This is a genomic window from Treponema sp. UBA753, from assembly GCF_002297325.1.
In the GTDB taxonomy this organism is placed as follows: Bacteria; Spirochaetota; Spirochaetia; order Treponematales; family Treponemataceae; genus Treponema_D.
Window position 1 is genome coordinate 28,298 of sequence record NZ_DBKJ01000129.1, and the last position, 2,856, is coordinate 31,153.

A 2,856-nucleotide genomic window follows, 5' to 3' on the forward strand; every position below is an offset into this window, starting at 1 on the left:
TCAACAGACATTGTAACTTCCATTCCCTGCTGCTGGGCTTCAAGAAGCGCTCTCTGCCTTTCTTCTTCCTGCTGACGAATTCTAGCTTCCTCTGCAAGGCGGCGGCGGCGTTCAATTTCTCTACTGATAATACGGAACGCAATGAACGCAATAAGAATTATAGCAATTCCAATCAGGCTAAACATAATTGTGCGGTTTCTGTTAAGCTGCGCAATATAAGCCAGATCTTCTTTTTCCTGTTCTTCTGTTCTGTCAAACTGAATATTTGTAATTGTAACGCTGTCTCCTCTAGCTTTGTTATAACCCACAGCATCCTGAACAAGCCTTACTGCATCAGCAAGCTGCTCTTTAGTAAGAGGAATATACTCGCGCTTTAAATGTCCATTTTCAAGAATAGGACGGTTGTTTTCATCATAAACTTTGCGCCACTGGCCGTCGATGTTTACAGAAACTGTAATACGGTCAATCTGAGGGCTTGTAATTTCAGAAATGTTTTTTTCGTTCAGCGCATAATTTCGTTTTACGCCTTCTTCTGTGGATTTTCCCACAACATTTGACATATCGCTGTAAACTGGAGGATTCTGACCTTCAACTCCAGCCGGACCTTCAGGATTGTAGCCGGTTCCTGTAAACGACTTATTTACAGTTTCTTCCGACAATGTAAGGCTGTTTACAATTTCAGAGTCATCATAAGGCGTGTTCGGGTTGTCAGGACGGATTGTGATTCCGCTGTATTCCCTTGAAGTAGTTGTGCGCTCAGACATATTCATGTCAATTTTAATATTAGCAACTCTTACACGGTCGTCAGAGAAAGTTCCCTTCAACGCTTTAAGAACAGAACCTGTATATATAGTTTCCTGCTTAAGAATAAGCTTTCTCTGTTTTTCTATATTTGAAATGCGGTCGCTTTCTGCCATGCCTTCAAAGTCATTTATCTGCGTATTTGAAGAGCCGTCGTTAATTACAATATTTTCATCGCGCAAACCTTCTACACAGGCTTTTATAAGGTTTTGAATTCCGCGGATTTTTCGCTTGTCTGTAAGAACATCGCTGTTTCCTTTGGCGTACAAAACAATGCCTGCAGATGTAGGATTCTGGTTATCCGTGTACAAAGCTTCATCAGGAAGCACAAGATTTACTTCCGCGCGCTGGATTCCGTCCAAAGACTCAAGCTGCTGCTTTAAGGCTGTCTCTGTCGCACGCTGCCAGTTTACCTTGTCATCAAAGTCTGTTCTTGACCACCGCGTAACATCAAAAAGGCTATAGGCATCAAGGCTAGACGGAGCATAGCCTTCTGCAATGAGGCGGCTTCTGTATTTTTTTGCAATATCGCTGTTTTCTACAGAAATATAATTGTCAGATGAAACATAGGCCTTTACATTGTCCTGATCAAGGCGGGAAAGAATAAGCTCCCGTTCCTTTTCATCGTTTACCGGACCGTTAAAAAGGCGTACTGTGGAAGGACGAGACGACATAGAAGCCATAAGAACAATCACCGCTATAGCAACCACAACAATGGCAATTACAATAGCTTTTTGGAGAGTTGTCCACTTCGCCCATTTTTCTTTAATGGTTTCTAAATTTTTCTTGAACCATTCGTTCATATTCCCCTCCCATGAACGAACTCATTTTATGGAAGCCTATAAAAACTTCAGTTTTTATAGGCAACTCTAATAATGCGATGTTTTAATCGGTGCTATTACAGCGAATTAAAACTCGCGTTTTTTCTAAAAACGAACTGTAAAGTGAGTTTTTAGAAAAAACTTATTTCTATTTTATGCTGTCCCACCTGCATAAAAAGATAGGACAGTATAACACAAATTCTTAAATTTGACAACAAAACTTTTCAGCAAACTAACTCATTATCTATTCTGAGAAAGTTCATTCCATCCTTTTACAAGACGATCGATTACATTCTGCGCAAGATCCAGCGACATCTGGGCTTTTGCCATGGCAGTTGTAACATCATGGATGTCCACACTGTCAGGATCTGTTATGACTTTTTCCTGAAGGGCAGAAACATTAAGCTGCTGGCTGTTCATTTCGTTTACAGCTTCAAGAAGGTAAGTTCTAAACGACTCTTTCTTTTCAACTCCGTCAACAGAAGCGTTTTCGTTTCCCTTTAAAGCCTTGCTGACATTTCCAATAGCCGAAGTCCCAAGATGAGACACATTTGACCTGTTAAGCTCCATTGAGCCAAAAGAAAGATTCATAGTTCCTCCCGTTTACTGATTAACTGCGGCTAGCGGCTTGCAATCTCCAAAGCAGAGGCAAACATTTCCTTACTGCCCTGAATAACAGAACTGTTGGCCTCATAAGCACGGTTCGCGCTTATCATGTTCACCATTTCATTTACAATATTCACGTTAGGATATTCAACGTAGCCTTTGTTCGGTCCAGACTGAATCGCATCCGGGTGGCTCGGATCGTAAACCATTCTGCCCTGCTCGCTGTCTTTTACGATTTCACGAACACGAACGCCTTTTCCAGGTCCGTTGTCCAGTTCTGAATCCACAAAAGGAAATCTCCACTGAGGATTTGAAGAAGCGATAGGCTCAACAATCACGCTCTGCTTGCGGTAAGCTCCGCCTTCCTGAGTACGAGTTGTTGTCGCATTCGCAATATTGTTTGAAATGACATCAGTGCGCAGACGCTCCACGCTCATTCCTGTTGCCGCTATGTTTATGCTTGTAAATAATCCCATACTTTTCTCCAAAACTCAATACTAAAAATAAACTATATTGACTTCATAGCCGTCTTGACCTGTGAAAACTCAAAATTCATAAGCTGGGTCAAAAGGCGGTACTGCATCTGAATCTGAACAACATTCATTGCTTCCTGCTCTGCATCAACATT

At 41.6% G+C, this 2,856-nt stretch carries 3 protein-coding genes; all 3 read right to left on the minus strand.

Annotated elements, in window-relative coordinates; translation table 11 throughout:
• Positions 1 to 1,604, minus strand: a 1,604-nt coding sequence (fliF, locus tag B4C08_RS10295) for a flagellar basal-body MS-ring/collar protein FliF (RefSeq protein WP_296665105.1), incomplete at its 3' end; no start/stop codon positions are given.
• A 258-nt stretch (positions 1,605 to 1,862) separates the two neighbouring features.
• Entirely contained in the window at positions 1,863 to 2,213 is a 351-nt protein-coding gene (gene fliE, locus B4C08_RS10300) for a flagellar hook-basal body complex protein FliE (protein ID WP_296665107.1), read from the minus strand.
• A gap of 29 nt (positions 2,214 to 2,242) precedes the next feature.
• Positions 2,243 to 2,704 (minus strand): flagellar basal body rod protein FlgC, encoded by a 462-nt coding sequence (gene flgC, locus B4C08_RS10305; RefSeq protein WP_288605183.1) that lies wholly within the window; start codon positions 2,702 to 2,704, stop codon positions 2,243 to 2,245.
• Positions 2,705 to 2,856: the final 152 nt, after the last annotated feature.